Source organism: Streptomyces amakusaensis (genome assembly GCF_039532665.1).
Classification (GTDB): Bacteria; Actinomycetota; Actinomycetes; order Streptomycetales; family Streptomycetaceae; genus Streptomyces; species Streptomyces amakusaensis.
On sequence record NZ_BAAASB010000002.1, the window covers coordinates 415924 to 431868 of the forward strand.

Below are 15945 nucleotides of genomic sequence, written 5' to 3' on the forward strand. Positions count from 1 at the left end.
TCAACTAACGCTCCTGCGGGTGAGAGGGGCCGAGGTCGAAACCGCCGGTCGTCGACGTGTTCTGCTGACGACCCTGCTGAATGCCCCGGCGAAGGTTGGTCAGCCGGCCACGCACATCGTCGGGCGCTCGCGAGACCTGCGGACCGGTTTGGGTGCTCTGCTCCTGCGCGGTGCCCGCGACCAGATTGGCGCGCGGGACCCGGCGAGGGAGTCCTGAGGTGGTGACGCCGCCGGCCGCGGGCTTCCGGATCCGCTCGGCCTGACGCACCAGTTCATCGTTGGGGGAGGCGCGCCAGCCGCTGTTGCCCTGGCCGTCCTGGCCGCCCTGCTCGGCGGAGCCGCGCTGAGGCAGCGCGGGCGCCTGGCCGTCGGCACCCGGCTCGGGGGCCCCGGTCCCGGCGGGCGCTTCCGGACGGCCCTGGTGCCCCTGCTGGTGCTCGGGCTCCTCGGGCCTGCCCCGCTCCTGGGTGTGGAACCAGTCCGTCTCCAGGGTGTCGAACAGCGGCGTACGGCCGTCTCCCGGACCGGCCGGCGGCAGCGCCTCGTGCTGAGGCTGCGCCGGCAGGGCCTGCTGGCCCTCGAACCCGCGCGGGGCGGGAGCCTGGCCGGGGGCGGGCGGCTGCGGCGCGCCCAGGTCGGGGCGCGGGTACTGGCCGCCGGCCGGGGCGGGCGGGAAGTCCGCGCGCGGATACTGCCCGGTGGCGAACGGGTCCTGGGCCTCGGGACGGGCGTACTGGCCGCTCGTCGAGGAGTCCTGGAGGTCGGGGCGCGGGTACTGGCCGCTCGTCGACGGGTCCTGGACGTCCGGCCGCCGGTACTCGCCGCCGGTGGACGGGGACTGGAGGTCGGGACGGCGGTACTCGCCGGTGCTCGACGGGTCCTGGAGCTCCGGCCGCGGGTACTGACCGCTGGTGGAGGCGGGCGGGAAGTCGGCGTACTGGCCGTCGGCCGGCCTCGGGCCGCCGAAGTCCACCTGGGGCATCTGACCGGTGGCGGCCGGGTCCTGCTCGGCCCCGGGCCGCTGCTGCGGAGCGCCGCCCAGCTCGGGCCGGCGGAACTGACCGGTCGCCGAGGAGTCCTGGCCCTGGCCCTGCGCGTCGCCGCGCTGCTGTCCGGGACCGCCGGGTGTGCCCGGAGCGGTGGTGGACGGCGGGCCGAAGACGTCCGGCCGGACGAACGGGCCGGGCTGCTGCTGCGACGGCGGCGCGTTGAAGTCGGGCCGGGGGAACGGCTCCGTCGCGGGGCCGCCCTGCTGCTGGACCGCGCCGGCCTCGGGCCGGGCGAACTCGGCCGTACCGCCGACGCCGCCGCGCGCGTTCTCGTTCTCCTCGTGGCCGCGCGGCGCGTCCTCGGAGCCGCCGCGCCGCACGGGCTGCTGCTCACTGCCCCAGCTGGTGGTCTGCGGACGCTGCGGTCCGCCGGCGCCGGGCAGCTCGGGACGGGGACCGCCGGGGGCGGACGCCGAAGGAGGCAGCTGGCGACCGCGGCCACCCGGCCCCTGCGGGCCGCTGCCGACCGGGGGCTCGCCGCGACGGGGAGCACCCGGACCGGAGGCGTTCGGACCCTGGGCGCTCTGCGCGCCCCGGTTGCCGAAGGCTCCGGCGAGGCCGCCGCCCTGGCGCCCCTGGCCCTGCGCCGGACCCTGACCGGGCCCGCCGTCGCGGCTGGGGAGCGCGGCACGCTGGCCCGCGCCCGCGCCGACCTGGCCGCGCGGGGGCTGGCCCGCGCCGAGCAGACCGCCGGAGGAAGCGCCCGCACCCGGACCGCCGGGGCCCTGGGAACGGTTGGAGGGTCCACCGGGACCGCCCTGGCCGCCGGGGCCGACGCCGGGACGGCCGCCCTGGCCGCCCGGAGCCCCGGGCGGCATGCCCTGCATGCCGACACCGGCCCCGGGCGCCTTCTTGCCGCCGTGGGCGACGTCGACGGGCAGCATGACCAGCGCGGTCGTGCCGCCGGAGTCCGAGGGGCGCAGCTGGATACGGATGCCGTGGCGCAGCGACAGCCGGCCGACCACGAACAGACCCATGCGGCGCGAGACCGAGACGTCCACGGTGGGCGGCGACGCGAGCCGCTCGTTGATCGCGGCCAGGTCCTCGGGGGAGAGGCCGATGCCGGTGTCGTGGATCTCGACCAGGACCCGCCCGTCGGGCAGGGCGTGACCGGTGACCCGGACCTTGGTCTGCGGGGAGGAGAACGAGGTCGCGTTCTCCAGCAGCTCGGCGAGGAGGTGCACGAGGTCGTTGACCACGCGTCCGGCGACCTCGGTCGCGGGGACGGCGGCCAGCTCGATGCGCTCGTACTGCTCCACCTCGGAGGCGGCGGCGCGGAGCACGTCGACCAGCGGCACGGGACGCGTCCAGCGCCGTCCCGGCTCCTCACCGGCGAGGACGAGGAGGTTCTCGCCGTTCCGGCGCATACGGGTCGCGAGGTGGTCCAGCTTGAAGAGCGAGGACAGCTGGTCCGGGTCGGCCTCGCGGGACTCCAGTTCGGAGATGAGCGAGAGCTGACGCTGGATGAGGCCCTGCGAACGCCGGGAGAGGTTGGTGAACATCGCGTTGACGTTGCCTCGCAGCAGCGCCTGCTCGGCGGCGAGGCGGACCGCCTCGCGGTGCACGTCGTCGAAGGCCGCGGCCACCTTGCCGATCTCGTCGCGGGAGTGCACGCCGACCGACTCGACGGAGGTGTCGACGTCCTGCGGGTCCGACTCGGAGAGCTGCTTGACCAGCTCGGGCAGCCGGTCCTGGGCGACCTTGGTGGCGGTGTCCTGGAGCCGGCGCAGCGAGCGGATCATGGATCGGGCCACGACGAACGCGCCGACCAGCGAGACGCCGAGGACGACGAGGATCAGCGCACCGTTGATGATGGCTTCCTGCCGGGACTCCTCGCGCAGTTCCCGGGCCTTCGCCTCCATCTCGCCGAGCAGCGTGGACTCGATCTGCTTCATCAGGTTGATCCGGACGCCGTAGTCGTCCGTCCAGTCCAGGTGCGAGCGCTTCTTGCGGCTGCTCAGACCGTCGGCGCGCTCGAAGACCCGCTCGGCGTAGTCCTCGGCCGCGGCGACCGTCGAATTGCCCTTGTCCAGCGGATCGGTCAGCGCCTGGGCGTCGCCGCCGGAGGACTCGTAGATACGGGAGAAGCGCCGGAGCTCGGCCTCGCCGTTCTTGAGCGCGGCCCGGCCGTACTGCCGGTCGTTCTCGTCGAGGCCGGGGTTCTTGACGCCGGCACCGCCGGGCAGCGCGCCCGCGATGATCGCGCGCTGCATGGAGGCGTACTCCTTGGCGGACGAGAACGCCGCCAGCGCACGGGTGCGCTTGATCATCTCCGGGTTGCTGGTGGCCTGCGCCATGTCCTGGGAGAGGCTCAGCAGGGACTCGATCAGCTGGTGGTAGCTCTCCACCGTCAGCATGTTCGGCAGATCCGCCGCGTACGCGGTCTTGCGGATCTGGTTCAGCTTGCTGACCTCGGTCGCGATCTGATTCGCGTTGGCACGGATGCTCTGCAGCGAATCGTCGTCGTCCGTGTTGTCGATGTCGCGCGTGGTCTCGAGGAAGCTCTTGCTGGCCCGGTCCGTCGCCTGGCGCGGCACGGTGATCCGGTAGTCGGTCTTCTTGACCTTGTTCGCCAGCGGACCGGCGGTCAGGTCCCGCTCGGCCTGGAGGGCGACGGCGAGCTTGGTCGCCTCCTCGGTCATGTCGGTGAGCAGCTGCATGTGGTCCAGCTGCTGCATCCGCTCCATCGACTCGTTGATCCGCAGGCCGCCCAGGGTGGTCGCCGCGACGACGGGGAGGGTCAGCAGGGAGATGAGCCGGGTGCTGATGCGCCAGTTGCGAAGGGCGATGCGCGAACCGGTGTCCGCGGGGCCCTTGGCCTTCGGCGAGGGTTTGGCGCTGTCGCCGCCGGGGGCGTTCGCCCCGGCCGGGCCGTTCGCGCCGCCGGTCCCACCGGATCCGCCCGACCCGCCGCCGACGGGCAGGCCGGGGCCGCCCGGGCCGCCGGGTCCCCCGGGGGGAGTCGCACCGGGGCGGGGCGCGCCGGGAAGCGGAGCCGGACCGGACCGTGAGGCCCGGTCGCCGCTGTCGCCGGGTGCCGCGGGCACCTGGTTCTGGGTGTGCTGGGGCGAGGATCCGCGGTCGGTCCCGCCGCGCGGCTCCTGTTCGGCCGCAGCTTCCCCTCGGCCCTGGCGGGCCTGGGGAGAACCCGTACCATCCCTCTTGAAACGTCCCTGCACTAGCGTCGCAACCTCTTGACCAGGCGTCCCCCGTGGCACGGCGGGACGGTGTCGGCGTCGGTGAGGCGCGGTTGCGCCCCGATGGTGGTCGTGAGTGACCGGCGCTGCTCCCCCTTTCCCGCCGCCGCTCGGCGCTGCGTTGCGCCCTTGCGCGCCGGCCTGAAACCGCGGCGGTGCGTGGAATTCCAGCACAGTGCCGGATCTCCAACAAGGGCGGCGTACCTTGCTGTGACCTGGGTGACACGGCGTGAGCGGCGGGTCACCAGTTGTAGAAAGAGTTCAGGGATCAATGGGACATTTCCCATCGATTTCGTGAGGGGTGAAGGGTGCCCCAGTCGCCATGATCGGGAGCGAAATGACGGCTTCGATCATTACTGTCCGTTTCATGGTGGTCAAAGACCCATCCGAAATGACCGAAATATGATGCAAGTCGTGAGCAAACTCACATCGGACCGGCGGTCTCGCCGGGCTTTAACGGGGAATCGGATGTTTAGCCTGACGCTTTACAGGCAGGTGAATCTGTCAACCGCCGCTCCCCGAGCGGCCCTCACAGCGAAGGCCGGACGCCCCCGATGAAGACGATGCTGCTCCGCAACATAGCCAACCCCCGTCGCACCACGCTCGCGCACCTCGAGGACGCCGAACAGCTGCGGGCCCCCGAGCTGCCGGAGCACTCGGTCGATCTTCCCACCCAGACGGCCAACCCCCGCCGCACGATCCTCATGGAAGCCCCCGCCTCCTAGAGTCTGGCCCGCCCCCGCGCCGCCGCGCCCGGCCGCCGCCCCGGCCGCGTTAGCCTGGAGCGTCAGACTCCAGCAGCGTCAGCAGTAGTAGAGGGGCAGCCGCATCCCGTGCGCATCGCCAGGTTCTCCATCGACGGCAATGTCGCCTTCGGCGCGGTCGAGGGCGAAGGCCCCGACGGCCTCGTTCTCGACATCATCAAGGGCATCCCGTTCGCGGACTTCGAACTCTCCGGTACGAAGGTCCCGCTGAGCAAGGTCCGGCTGCTGCCGCCCGTGCTCCCCAACAAGGTCGTGGCCTTCGGCCGCAACTACGCGGAGCACGCGGCGGAGCTGGGCCACGAGGTCCCCGACGAGCCGTTCGCCTTCTTCAAGCCGTCCACCTCGGTCGTCGGACCCGGTGACGCCATCGCCTACCCCTCCTTCTCCCAGGAGCTCCACCACGAGGCCGAACTGGCCGTGGTCATCGGCCGGATGTGCCGGGAGGTCCCGCGCGAGCGCGTGAAGGACGTCATCCTCGGCTACACCTGTGCCAACGACGTCACCGCCCGCGACGTGCAGCGCCGAGAGAAGCAGTGGGCCAGGGCCAAGGGCTTCGACACCGCCTGCCCCCTCGGCCCCTGGGTCGAGACGGACCTCGACCCGAGCGACCTCGCCATCCAGTGCACGGTCAACGGCGAACAGCGCCAGCTCGGCCGTACGAGCCAGATGATCCACTCCATCGAGGACCTCATCGTCAACATCTCCGAGGCGATGACGCTGCTCCCGGGAGACGTGATCCTCACGGGCACCCCCGCCGGAGTCGGCCCCCTCAACGTCGGCGACGAGGTCGCCGTCACCGTCCAAGGCATCGGCACTCTCACCAACAAGGTGATCAAGCGTGGCTAACGCGAACACCCGCGTACGTTTCTGTCCCTCGCCGACCGGCAACCCCCACGTGGGTCTGGTCCGCACCGCCCTCTTCAACTGGGCCTTCGCCCGGCACAACGGCGGCACCATGGTCTTCCGTATCGAGGACACCGACGCGGCCCGCGACTCCGAGGAGTCGTACCAGCAGCTGCTCGACTCGATGCGCTGGCTCGGCCTGGACTGGGACGAGGGCCCCGAGGTCGGCGGTCCGCACGCGCCCTACCGCCAGTCGGAGCGCATGGACATCTACCGGGACGTCGCCCAGCGGCTGCTCGACGGCGGGTACGCGTACCACTGCTACTGCTCCGCCGAGGAGCTGGAGGCCCGCCGGGACGCCGCCCGCGCGGCCGGCCGTCCCTCCGGCTACGACGGCCACTGCCGTGAGCTGACCGAGGAGCAGGTCGAGGCGTACCGGGCGGAGGGCCGCCCGGCCATCGTCCGCTTCCGGATGCCCGACGAGACGATCACCTTCACCGACCTGGTCCGCGGCGAGCTGACCTTCACCCCGGAGAACGTGCCGGACTACGGCATCGTCCGGGCCAATGGCGCTCCGCTGTACACCCTGGTCAACCCGGTGGACGACGCCCTGATGGAGATCACCCACGTACTGCGCGGCGAGGACCTCCTCTCCTCCACCCCGCGCCAGGTCGCGCTGTACAAGGCGCTGATCGAGCTGGGCGTCGCCAAGGAGATCCCCGCCTTCGGCCACCTCCCGTACGTCATGGGCGAGGGCAACAAGAAGCTCTCCAAGCGCGACCCCCAGGCCTCGCTGAACCTCTACCGCGAGCGCGGCTTCCTCCCCGAGGGCCTGCTGAACTACCTCTCGCTGCTCGGCTGGTCCTTCTCCGCCGACCAGGACGTGTTCTCGGTCGCCGAGCTGATCGAGAAGTTCGACGTCGCGGACGTCAACGCCAACCCGGCCCGCTTCGACCTCAAGAAGGCCGAGGCGATCAACGCCGACCACATCCGCCGCCTCGATGTGACGGCCTTCGCCGAGGCCTGCGCCCCGTGGCTGACCGCCCCGTACGCGAACTGGGCCCCGGAGCGGTTCGACCCGGCCGCCTGGGAGGCGATCGCGCCCTACGCCCAGACCCGGCTGACGGTGCTCTCCGACATCACCGCCAACGTCGACTTCCTCTTCCTGGACGCCCCCGTCGAGGACGAGGCCTCCTGGACGAAGGCGATGAAGGAGGGTTCGGACGCGCTGCTGGTCACGGCCCGCGAGAAGCTCGCCGCTGCCGACTGGACGAGCGCCGAGTCCCTCAAGGAGGCCGTCCTGGCCGCCGGCGAGGCCCACGGCCTCAAGCTGGGCAAGGCCCAGGCCCCGGTCCGCGTCGCCGTCACCGGCCGCACGGTGGGACTGCCGCTCTTCGAGTCGCTCCAGATCCTGGGCGAGGAGAAGACCCTGGCCCGCATCGACGCCGCCCTGGCGAAGCTGGCCGCGTAGCCGCGGAACCCCCGGCGCCGGATCCTCCGTCCGGGTATCTTTGGATCATGCCTTTACGCGCGATCCTCTGGGACGTCGACGACACGCTCTTCGACTATGTCGGGGCCGACAGCGCGGGGCTGTTCCAGCATCTCCGTACCGAGGGCCTGGTCGGCGGATTCACCTCCGCCGGCCAGGCCCTCGACCGTTGGCGGGAGATCACGGCCGTCCACTGGGTCAGATACTCCGCCGGGGAGACCGACTGGCCCGGGCAGCGGCGCGACCGGGTGCGGGACTTCACCGGGCTGGAGCTGGGGGACGCGGAGGCCGACGCCTGGTTCGAGCGGTACATGGTCCACTACGAGGCCGCCTGGAGCCTCTTCCCGGACGCCGTGCCCGCCCTGGACCTGCTGGCGGGGGAGTACCGCCACGCCGTCCTGTCCAACTCCTCCTTCCCGGTCCAGGACCGCAAGCTCCGGGTCCTGGGCGTGCGCGACCGGTTCGAGGCCCTTCTCTGCGCGGCCGAGCTGGGCGTCGCCAAGCCCGCCGCCGAGGCGTTCCACGCCGCCTGCGAGGCGCTGGGGCTGCCGCCGGAGGAGGTCGCGTACGTCGGCGACGAGCCGGACATCGACGCCCGGGGAGCGGCCGAGGCGGGGCTGTTCGGGATCTGGCTGGACCGCGCCGGAGTCGGCGGCAGACCCGAGCTGATCCGGATCACCGGCCTCGACGGGCTTCCCGCTCTGTTGCGGGGGGATACCCGTTTTGGAGCGTCGTCCACCTTCGGGTAATGTTCTTCCTGCGCCGCCCGGAAAGGCCAAGAGGCCGGAACGGAAAGCGCAAGCCAAACAAAGCCCCCGTCGGGGGTTGCGTCTTGGTGGCCTATGGTGTAATTGGCAGCACGACTGATTCTGGTTCAGTTAGTCTAGGTTCGAGTCCTGGTAGGCCAGCTCGCAGAGCTTTATCTGCAAAGCCCCCGTTGTGTAGCGGCCTAGCACGCTGCCCTCTCAAGGCAGTAGCGCCGGTTCGAATCCGGTCGGGGGTACAGATCCATCCTGCTGATCACCAGGGTCGCTCCCGGTGATCGCGCAGTGACAAAACCCGGCTCCGGCCGGGTGGGATCGCTAGGGCCCCCGTTGTGTAGCGGCCTAGCACGCCGCCCTCTCAAGGCGGTAGCGCCGGTTCGAATCCGGTCGGGGGTACTGGTCTAAACCACCATGGGCTATGGTGTAATTGGCAGCACGAGTGATTCTGGTTCATTTAGTCTAGGTTCGAGTCCTGGTAGCCCAGCAGATCATTGAGATCTCAGTCTTGCCCCCGTTGTGTAGCGGCCTAGCACGCCGCCCTCTCAAGGCGGTAGCGCCGGTTCGAATCCGGTCGGGGGTACGTAAGAGGAAGCCCCTCGCGGTGACGCGAGGGGCTTCTTCGTGTGTCCGCACCGGTGCGCGCCGGCCGGTGGGCGGGACGGAACCTTCCGTGCCCGCCGCCGAGTTGGGACGCGCTCAACCCGGCGGCGGTCCGATCGCCGTCGTCAGCCGCTGCGGCGCAGCGCCTCGCTCAGCCGGGCGGCCGAGTCGATGACCGCCTGGGCGTGCATCCGGCCCGGGTGGCGGGTCAGCCGCTCGATCGGCCCGGAGACCGACACGGCGGCCACCACGCGGTTGGAGGGGCCGCGCACCGGCGCGGAGACCGAGGCGACGCCGGGCTCGCGCTCGCCGATCGACTGCGCCCACCCCCGCCGCCGTACGCCCGACAGCGCCGTCGCCGTGAAGCGCGCGCCCTGAAGGCCCCGGTGCAGCCGCTCGGGCTCCTCCCAGGCCATCAGGATCTGCGCGGAGGATCCGGCCTTCATGGTGAGCGTGGAGCCGACCGGCACGGTGTCCCGCAGCCCGGAGAGCCGCTCCGCCGCCGCCACACAGATCCGCATGTCTCCCTGCCGGCGGTAGAGCTGCGCGCTCTCGCCGGTCATGTCGCGCAGATGGGTCAGCACCGGGCCCGCCGTGGCCAGCAGCCGGTCCTCGCCCGCCGCCGCGGCCAGCTCCGAGAGCCGGGGGCCCAGAATGAAGCGGCCCTGCATGTCCCTCGCCACCATCCGGTGGTGTTCCAGTGCCACCGCCAGCCGGTGGGCCGTGGGCCTTGCCAGCCCGGTAGCCGCGACCAGGCCGGCCAGGGTCGCCGGTCCGGACTCCAGTGCGCTCAATACCAGAGCCGCCTTGTCGAGAACGCCGACGCCGCTAGAGTTGTCCATGCAACGATACTTGCGTCTCACACTGTGAAACGCAAGTTCACATTTCCCAAGAACCCGCCAGTCTGTAGAGGCGGCCCCGGTACATGGGCTCGCGACAGGTGTCTAGTAGCGCCGGCAGTGCGGCCGGCCGGAGGGAAAGCGATGGGTAGGACACTCGCGGAGAAGGTCTGGGACGATCATGTCGTCCGGCGCGCGGAGGGCGAGCCCGACCTTCTCTTCATCGATCTGCACCTGCTGCACGAGGTGACGAGCCCGCAGGCCTTCGACGGCCTCCGGAAGAACGGCCGCGGAGTACGCCGCCTGGATCTCACCATCGCCACCGAGGACCACAACACCCCCACCCTGGACATCGACAAGCCCATCGCGGACCCGGTCTCCCGGGTCCAGTTGGAGACCCTGCGGGCGAACTGCGCCGAGTTCGGCGTACGGCTGCACTCGCTGGGCGACGTCGAGCAGGGCGTCGTCCATGTCGTCGGCCCCCAGCTGGGGCTGACCCAGCCCGGCACCACGGTGGTCTGCGGCGACTCGCACACCTCCACCCACGGCGCCTTCGGCGCGCTGGCCTTCGGCATCGGCACCTCGCAGGTCGAGCATGTGCTCGCCACCCAGACGCTCCCGATGGCCCCGCCGAAGACCATGGCGATCACCGTCGACGGCGAGCTGCCCGAGGGCGTCACCGCCAAGGACCTCATCCTGGCGATCATCGCGAAGATCGGCACCGGCGGCGGCCAGGGCTATGTCCTGGAGTACCGGGGCCCGGCCATCGAGAAGCTCTCGATGGAGGCGCGGATGACCATCTGCAACATGTCCATCGAGGCCGGCGCCCGCGCGGGCATGATCGCGCCCGACGAGACCACCTTCGAGTACCTCCGAGGCCGCGACCACGCCCCGCAGGGCGAGGAGTGGGACGCCGCGGTCGAGTACTGGAGGACGCTGAGGACCGACGACGACGCCGTCTTCGACGCCGAGGTCGTCATCGACGCCGTCTCGCTGGCCCCGTTCGTCACCTGGGGCACCAATCCGGGGCAGGGCGCGCCGCTCTCCGCCAGCGTCCCCGACCCCGCTTCGTACGAGGACGCTTCGGAGCGGCTCGCCGCCGAAAAGGCCCTGGAGTACATGGGCTTGACCGCCGGGCAGCAGCTGCGGGACATCAAGGTGGACACCGTCTTCGTAGGCTCCTGCACCAACGGCCGTATCGAAGACCTGCGCTCGGCGGCCTCGATCATGGACGGCCGCAAAGTCGCCGACGGGGTACGGATGCTGGTCGTCCCCGGGTCCGTGCGGGTCGCCCTCCAGGCCGTCGCCGAGGGTCTGGACAAGGTCTTCACCGCCTCGGGCGCGGAGTGGCGGCACGCCGGCTGTTCGATGTGTCTGGGCATGAACCCCGACCAACTCGCGCCCGGCGAGCGTTCCGCGTCCACCTCCAACCGCAACTTCGAGGGCCGGCAGGGCAAGGGCGGACGCACCCACCTGGTCTCGCCCCAGGTCGCCGCCGCCACCGCCGTCCTGGGACACCTGGCCTGCCCGGCCGATCTGTCCGACGACGCCGCCCGTACGCCCGCTGGAGTCTGATCAGCCATGGAAGCATTCACCACACACACCGGCCGGGCCGTTCCGCTGCGCCGCAGCAATGCCGACACCGACCAGATCATCCCCGCCCACTGGCTGAAGAAGGTCACCAGGGACGGCTTCGAGGACGGGCTCTTCGAGGCCTGGCGCAAGGACCCGGAGTTCATCCTCAACCGGCCCGAGCGGCAGGGGGCCACGGTGCTGGTCGCCGGTCCCGACTTCGGCACCGGATCCTCCCGTGAGCACGCCGTCTGGGCCCTCCAGAACTACGGCTTCAAGACCGTCATCTCCTCCCGCTTCGCGGACATCTTCCGGGGCAACTCGCTCAAGAACGGCCTGCTGACCGTCGTTCTGCCGCAGGAGGACGTCGACCGGATCTGGGAGCTGACCGAGGCCGACCCGGCCACCGAGGTCACGGTCGACCTGGTGGCCCGCGAGGTCCGCGCGGGGGCCTTCACGGCCGCCTTCGAGCTGGACGAGAACGCCCGCTGGCGACTGCTGAACGGGCTGGACGACATCAGCCTCACCCTTCAGAACGAAGCGGACATTTCTACCTACGAGGCCTCCCGGCCGGCCCACAAGCCGAGCACGATTCAGGTCTGATCAGCGCTTTTACCCGACTGCGCCCTCCACCGTCCGGTGGGGGGCGCAGCCGTCTGTTGAGCCCCTGTCGGGCGACAACTCGCCCCAGATGGCACAATCGGTGCATGGAACGCGACAGCCAACTCAAGCTCTATGCGGCTGTCGCGGCCCGATTGAAGGAAGCGCACACCGCTGTGCGCGCACTGCAAGTCCCGGAGGGCGTACGCATGGCGCTGACCCGGAAGCTGCTGGTCATCACGGCCGCGGCGAAGCACGATCTCCCGGATGCCGCACGGCGTCTGGACCGCTTGATGAAGGACCTCGACGAGGGCCGATTCCCTGAAGGCGACTGACACCCGAACTCCGCGAACGACGACTTCCGCAGTCGACTTCGTTGCGGCACTAGGGTGATTAGACCGTTTCGTGTTTGATTTGCGGTATATATCTGCCTAACGTGCGAAAAAGCCTGGGCGCATTCGTCCAGGCAATGTCTCCGAAGGGGAAGACGTGAACAAGGCGCAGCTCGTAGAAGCGATTGCCGACAAGCTCGGCGGCCGTCAGCAGGCCGCAGACGCCGTCGACGCGGTGCTTGACGCGATCGTCCGCGCGGTCGTCGCCGGAGACCGGGTTTCGGTCACCGGCTTCGGCTCGTTCGAGAAGGTCGACCGTCCCGCCCGCTACGCCCGCAACCCGCAGACGGGTGAGCGGGTCCGGGTCAAGAAGACCTCCGTGCCGCGCTTCCGCGCGGGCCAGGGCTTCAAGGACCTGGTGAGCGGCTCGAAGAAGCTCCCGCGCGGCGGCGAGGTCTCGGTCAAGAAGGCTCCCAAGGGCAGCCTCTCGGGCGGTGCTTCCACCCGTACGACCACCAAGGCCGCGGCGAAGAAGGCCACCGCCAAGAAGGCGACCACCGCCAAGAAGGCCACCGCGGCGAAGAAGACGGTGGCCGCGAAGAAGGCGGCTCCGGCGAAGAAGGCCGCCGTCGCCAAGAAGGCGGCCCCGGCCAAGAAGGCCGCCGTCGCGAAGAAGGCCGCTCCGGCCAAGAAGGCGGCTCCGGCGAAGAAGGCCGCCGTCGCCAAGAAGACCGCGCCGGCGAAGAAGGCCACCGCGAAGAAGGCGCCGGCCAAGAAGGCCACGGCGCGCAAGACCGCCGCCAAGAAGAGCGCGACCGCCAGGAAGAGGTAATCGGCACCGGCAGCACCGTGCCACTGACGCGCCGGGCCGGGCTCCCCTCGGGGAGCCCGGCCCGCGGCGTGCGAGAAGGCCTCTCCCGGGCCGCCGCCCGGGAGACAGGGGCCCTCAGAGCGTCTGGAGGGTCACCAGGGTGATCCGCAGGCCCTCGCCCGCGCCCTCCGTCTCCAGCCGGACCCGCTGGCCCGGCCGCAGCAGCCGCAGCCCGCCCGCGTCAAAGGCGGCCGCGTCGAATTCCACGGGAGTGCCGTCGTCGAGCAGCACGCTGCCGCTGCGGGTTTCCGAGTCATAGGTGTACGAGGTCGCATGCATGAGCGCCACCCTAATGCCCGGCCGGCGCACTTCGGGTTCCGCTCGCGCTCTCCCGGAGTCAGCTGTTTCCGGGACACCCCGCCCGGCCCCGCGAGCGGACGGGGCCATTGGTCAGACGCTCCCCGGAGCGGCCGGCGCAAGGCGTTCGGCGGTGCGCGGCCCCACTCCCAGTGACCGGGCCGCCGCGAGATCCGCCGCGGTGTCCACGTCCTGGCGCACCGAATCGACGCCGTCGAGCAGGATTTCCACCGCGCCCGACGCCGAATGACGGCGACGGGAGCGCCCGCCGAATCCCGGACGCAATTCGACGCCGTCCCGCGCGGAGAGGAGCGTCGTGCCGACACCGGCCGCATCCGCCAGAAAAGCCCGGGGATATCCGGCGGCATACGCCAGCACCCGGGCCAATTCCAGCGGGCGCAGCGCGGGCAGATCGGCGTTGAGCGCGGCCACCGGCGCGCCGGGCCGCTCGCGGCGTACCGCGCGGGCCCCGTGGGCCAGTGCCGCGTTGAGCCCGGCGGCCGGGGTGTCCGGCACGATCCGCGCCCCGAGCGCGGCCAGCTCGGCGCCCGCCACGTGATCGTCCGTGACAACTGCCACATCCCGTACGGCGGGGCTGGCCAGCACCGCCGCGACCGTGTCCAGGGCGAAGGCGAGAGCGAGCCGGGGCCGCAGAATGCCGTCCGCCGCCGGGGCGAGTCGGCTCTTGGCCAGTGCGAGGGGCTTCAGCGGGACCACCAGGGACCAGTGGGCCTTCGGGTCGGTGTTCGTGGCTGGCTCTCCGTCCGTGCGCGTCGGGGCCCCATTGTGGCCCGGAGCCCGTGTCATCAGGAGGTCCGGTCCGGTGACCGGAGCGTACGGTGTGCTCGACAGACCAGGGGCCGGGGGCGACACTTGTCCCCCGGCATCCGGGCAAAGGCCCGGTCAGCGAGGAAGGGTGTCCGAGTGTCCCGCCGTAGAATCGGCTTCTGGTACCGCCTGGCGGCGGTCATCGTTAAACCGCCGCTGCTGGTTCTGTTCAAGCGGGACTGGCGGGGAATGGAACACATTCCGGCCGAGGGCGGATTCATCACCGCGGTCAATCACAACTCGTATCTGGACCCTCTTTCGTATGCCCACTTCCAGTACAACACCGGACGGGTGCCGCGCTTTCTGGCAAAGGCCGCACTTTTCCGGACTCCTTTCGTCGGGATGATGCTCAGGGGCACTCGGCAGATCCCCGTCTACCGGGAGTCGACCGAAGCCCTGGACGCCTACCGGGCCGCCGCCGCCGCCCTCGACAAGGGTGAATGCGTGGCCTTCTATCCGGAGGGCACCATCACCCGCGACCCCGACATGTGGCCCATGGCCGGCAAGACCGGTGCCGCCCGGATAGCCCTTCGGACCAGGGCCCCCGTCATTCCGGTCGCCCAGTGGGGCGCGAACCTGGCGGTGCCGCCCTACGCCAAGGAGCGCAAGTTCCGGCTCTTCCCCCGGAAGACCCTGATCGTGCAGGCCGGACCGCCCGTCGATCTGAGCCGGTTCTACGATCAGGAGGCAACCCCCGAGGTGCTGCGCGAGGCGACCGAGGTCATCATGGCCGAGATCACCGCGCTGCTGGAGGACGTACGTCACGAGAAGGCCCCGGCCCAGCCGTACGACCACCGCACCGCTCGGGCAGAACAGCGGCGCAAGGCCGCAGGGGAAGGAACACTGTGACTCACCGCGCCAAGGCGGCCGTCTTCGGAACCGGCTCATGGGGGACGGCCTTCGGCATGGTGCTCGCCGACGCGGGCTGCGACGTGACCCTCTGGGGCCGCCGCGCCGAACTCGCCGAAGCCGTCAACACCACGCGCGCCAACCCCGACTATCTCCCGGGGATCGAACTCCCGGCCAATCTGCGGGCGACCACCGACCCCGCCGAGGCGCTGGACGGCGCGGACTTCACCGTGCTCGCCGTCCCCTCCCAGACCCTGCGCGGCAATCTCGCCGCCTGGGCCCCGAGCCTGCCCGCCGACACCGTGCTCGTCTCCCTGATGAAGGGCATCGAACTCGGCAGCGCCAAGCGGATGAGCGAGGTCGTCCAGGAGGTCGCGGGCGTCCCCGCCGAGCGGGTCGCCGTGGTCACCGGGCCCAATCTGGCCAAGGAGATCGCCCAGCGCCGGCCGGCCGCCGCCGTCGTCGCCTGCCGCGACGAGGCCGTCGCCCAGCGGCTCCAGTCCTTCTGCCACACCCCCTACTTCCGCCCGTACACCAACACCGATGTCATCGGCTGCGAACTCGGCGGCGCGGTGAAGAACGTCATCGGCCTCGCCGTCGGCATCGCGGACGGCATGGGACTCGGCGACAACGCCAAGGGCTCGCTGATCACCCGGGGACTGGCCGAGACCACCCGGCTGGGCCTCGCGATGGGCGCGGACCCGCTGACGTTCGCCGGACTCGCGGGCCTGGGCGACCTGGTGGCGACCTGTTCCTCGCCGCTCTCGCGCAACCACACCTTCGGTGTGAACCTCGGCAGGGGCATGACGCTCCAGGAGACCATCGCCGTCACCCGGCAGACCGCCGAGGGCGTCAAGTCCTGCGAGTCGGTGCTCGATCTGGCCCGCAGGCACGGCGTCGACATGCCCATCGCCGAGACCGTGGTGGGGATCGTCCACGAGGGCAAGCCGCCGGTGGTCGCGCTCAAGGAGCTGATGTCGCGCACCGCCAAGCCCGAGCGCCGCTGACCGGGGCCCGTCCGGACCGGCGTCGGCCGACGCCGTGCCAGCCC

14 protein-coding genes and 5 tRNA genes are annotated in these 15945 nt (G+C 71.0%); 15 read left to right on the top strand and 4 right to left on the bottom strand.

The window, feature by feature from the left end:
• Nucleotides 1-4: 4 nt before the first annotated feature.
• On the bottom strand, nucleotides 5-4228 hold the full coding sequence (locus tag ABD371_RS04395; protein ID WP_381734768.1) for a sensor histidine kinase: 4224 nt from the start codon (nucleotides 4226-4228) through the stop codon (nucleotides 5-7).
• Nucleotides 4229-4800: 572 nt separating this feature from the next.
• Between ABD371_RS04395 and ABD371_RS04400 the strand changes: the two genes are divergently transcribed.
• The 9 genes from ABD371_RS04400 to ABD371_RS04440 all read left to right on the top strand — a co-directional run bounded on the left by ABD371_RS04400 (nucleotide 4801) and on the right by ABD371_RS04440 (nucleotide 8686).
• Entirely contained in the window at nucleotides 4801-4971 is a 171-nt protein-coding gene (locus ABD371_RS04400) for a hypothetical protein (protein WP_190125147.1), read from the top strand.
• A 108-nt stretch (nucleotides 4972-5079) separates the two neighbouring features.
• Entirely contained in the window at nucleotides 5080-5856 is a 777-nt protein-coding gene (locus tag ABD371_RS04405) for a fumarylacetoacetate hydrolase family protein (protein ID WP_344472898.1), read from the top strand.
• Nucleotides 5849-7324, top strand: coding sequence for a glutamate--tRNA ligase (gene gltX / locus ABD371_RS04410; RefSeq protein WP_344472901.1), 1476 nt, complete (start codon nucleotides 5849-5851; stop codon nucleotides 7322-7324). The genes ABD371_RS04405 and gltX overlap by 8 nt, the downstream gene beginning before the upstream one ends.
• Nucleotides 7325-7371: 47 nt before the next feature.
• A complete protein-coding gene (locus ABD371_RS04415; RefSeq protein WP_344472903.1) occupies nucleotides 7372-8091 on the top strand; it encodes an HAD family hydrolase in 720 nt (239 codons plus the stop codon).
• Nucleotides 8092-8178: 87 nt separating this feature from the next.
• Nucleotides 8179-8250, top strand: a tRNA-Gln gene (locus ABD371_RS04420).
• A gap of 22 nt (nucleotides 8251-8272) precedes the next feature.
• A tRNA-Glu gene (locus ABD371_RS04425) sits at nucleotides 8273-8345 on the top strand.
• A gap of 84 nt (nucleotides 8346-8429) precedes the next feature.
• Nucleotides 8430-8502, top strand: a tRNA-Glu gene (locus tag ABD371_RS04430).
• A 16-nt stretch (nucleotides 8503-8518) separates the two neighbouring features.
• A tRNA-Gln gene (locus tag ABD371_RS04435) sits at nucleotides 8519-8590 on the top strand.
• 23 nt (nucleotides 8591-8613) lie between these two features.
• Nucleotides 8614-8686: transfer RNA gene (locus ABD371_RS04440), tRNA-Glu, on the top strand.
• Between the two features lie 145 nt (nucleotides 8687-8831).
• Here ABD371_RS04440 and ndgR read toward each other — a convergent pair.
• Nucleotides 8832-9548, bottom strand: a complete 717-nt coding sequence (ndgR, locus tag ABD371_RS04445; RefSeq protein WP_190125151.1) for an IclR family transcriptional regulator NdgR — start codon at nucleotides 9546-9548, stop codon at nucleotides 8832-8834.
• A 141-nt stretch (nucleotides 9549-9689) separates the two neighbouring features.
• Between ndgR and leuC the strand changes: the two genes are divergently transcribed.
• From leuC to ABD371_RS04465, 4 genes are all read left to right on the top strand, one after another.
• Nucleotides 9690-11120, top strand: coding sequence for a 3-isopropylmalate dehydratase large subunit (leuC, locus tag ABD371_RS04450; RefSeq protein ID WP_344472906.1), 1431 nt, complete (start codon nucleotides 9690-9692; stop codon nucleotides 11118-11120).
• A gap of 6 nt (nucleotides 11121-11126) precedes the next feature.
• Nucleotides 11127-11720, top strand: a complete 594-nt coding sequence (gene leuD / locus ABD371_RS04455) for a 3-isopropylmalate dehydratase small subunit (protein WP_190125153.1) — start codon at nucleotides 11127-11129, stop codon at nucleotides 11718-11720.
• A 104-nt stretch (nucleotides 11721-11824) separates the two neighbouring features.
• On the top strand, nucleotides 11825-12052 hold the full coding sequence (locus ABD371_RS04460; RefSeq protein WP_190125154.1) for an SCO5555 family protein: 228 nt from the start codon (nucleotides 11825-11827) through the stop codon (nucleotides 12050-12052).
• A 154-nt stretch (nucleotides 12053-12206) separates the two neighbouring features.
• Nucleotides 12207-12881 carry an HU family DNA-binding protein gene (locus tag ABD371_RS04465; RefSeq protein ID WP_344472909.1) on the top strand — a complete coding sequence of 225 codons (675 nt, stop codon included), beginning with the start codon at nucleotides 12207-12209 and terminating at the stop codon, nucleotides 12879-12881.
• 114 nt (nucleotides 12882-12995) lie between these two features.
• Here ABD371_RS04465 and ABD371_RS04470 read toward each other — a convergent pair whose 3' ends face one another.
• Together ABD371_RS04470 and cofC are read right to left on the bottom strand one after the other, a co-directional pair.
• A complete protein-coding gene (locus ABD371_RS04470) occupies nucleotides 12996-13199 on the bottom strand; it encodes a hypothetical protein (RefSeq protein ID WP_344472912.1) in 204 nt (67 codons plus the stop codon).
• A gap of 111 nt (nucleotides 13200-13310) precedes the next feature.
• On the bottom strand, nucleotides 13311-14024 hold the full coding sequence (gene cofC, locus ABD371_RS04475; RefSeq protein ID WP_344472914.1) for a 2-phospho-L-lactate guanylyltransferase: 714 nt from the start codon (nucleotides 14022-14024) through the stop codon (nucleotides 13311-13313).
• A 117-nt stretch (nucleotides 14025-14141) separates the two neighbouring features.
• On the opposite strand from cofC, the gene ABD371_RS04480 reads away from it, so the two are divergent.
• Both ABD371_RS04480 and ABD371_RS04485 read left to right on the top strand, forming a co-directional pair.
• Nucleotides 14142-14894: a lysophospholipid acyltransferase family protein gene (locus ABD371_RS04480; protein ID WP_344472916.1), complete on the top strand. Its 753-nt coding sequence runs from the start codon at nucleotides 14142-14144 to the stop codon at nucleotides 14892-14894.
• Nucleotides 14891-15901 carry an NAD(P)H-dependent glycerol-3-phosphate dehydrogenase gene (locus ABD371_RS04485; RefSeq protein ID WP_190125158.1) on the top strand — a complete coding sequence of 337 codons (1011 nt, stop codon included), beginning with the start codon at nucleotides 14891-14893 and terminating at the stop codon, nucleotides 15899-15901. The genes ABD371_RS04480 and ABD371_RS04485 overlap by 4 nt, the downstream gene beginning before the upstream one ends.
• The last annotated feature ends 44 nt before the right edge of the window (nucleotides 15902-15945 follow it).

Bases quoted from the DNA above. Each gene is read 5' to 3' on its own strand.
- leuD (WP_190125153.1), top strand. From the start codon at position 11,127: ATGGAAGCATTCACCACACACACCGGCCGGGCCGTTCCGCTGCGCCGC.
- leuC (WP_344472906.1), top strand. From the start codon at position 9,690: ATGGGTAGGACACTCGCGGAGAAGGTCTGGGACGATCATGTCGTCCGG.
- ABD371_RS04400 (WP_190125147.1), top strand. From the start codon at position 4,801: ATGAAGACGATGCTGCTCCGCAACATAGCCAACCCCCGTCGCACCACG.
- ABD371_RS04415 (WP_344472903.1), top strand. From the start codon at position 7,372: ATGCCTTTACGCGCGATCCTCTGGGACGTCGACGACACGCTCTTCGAC.
- ABD371_RS04470 (WP_344472912.1), bottom strand. From the start codon at position 13,199: ATGCATGCGACCTCGTACACCTATGACTCGGAAACCCGCAGCGGCAGC.
- cofC (WP_344472914.1), bottom strand. From the start codon at position 14,024: ATGACACGGGCTCCGGGCCACAATGGGGCCCCGACGCGCACGGACGGA.
- ndgR (WP_190125151.1), bottom strand. From the start codon at position 9,548: ATGGACAACTCTAGCGGCGTCGGCGTTCTCGACAAGGCGGCTCTGGTA.
- ABD371_RS04460 (WP_190125154.1), top strand. From the start codon at position 11,825: ATGGAACGCGACAGCCAACTCAAGCTCTATGCGGCTGTCGCGGCCCGA.